Consider the following 338-nt stretch of genomic DNA (forward strand, 5'->3'; position numbering starts at 1 on the left):
GCAATCGTCGCCTCAGGGTAAGTGGCTGGTCGGCGTCCGGCACCTTATCCAGACAGAAAGCGACCCGAACTGGCTGCTGCGTGACGATGTCAAGAAGGGCCTGAAAGCTGTCGAGGCTGCCGGGCTTGTCTATGACCTCGTGCCGAACCTGCCGCAACTGCCGTCCTGCATCGCGACAGTGGACGCCTTCCCTGAAACGCGCTTCGTACTCGACCACATCTCTAAGCCGGAAATCCGCAATGGCGGTTTCGACGAATGGGCGGTGCTGATCCGCCAGTTCAAAGGGCAACGTGACCACGTCTGGTGCAAGCTCTCCGGCATGGTGACGGAAGCCAACT

General features: G+C 60.4%; 1 protein-coding gene. It reads left to right on the top strand.

The window, feature by feature from the left end:
- Nucleotides 1-338: amidohydrolase family protein (locus SB764_RS38920; protein WP_410866599.1), on the top strand; the 338-nt coding region annotated here is incomplete at both ends.

Source organism: Paraburkholderia sp. SIMBA_027 (genome assembly GCF_046535315.1).
In the GTDB taxonomy this organism is placed as follows: domain Bacteria; phylum Pseudomonadota; class Gammaproteobacteria; order Burkholderiales; family Burkholderiaceae; genus Paraburkholderia; species Paraburkholderia tropica.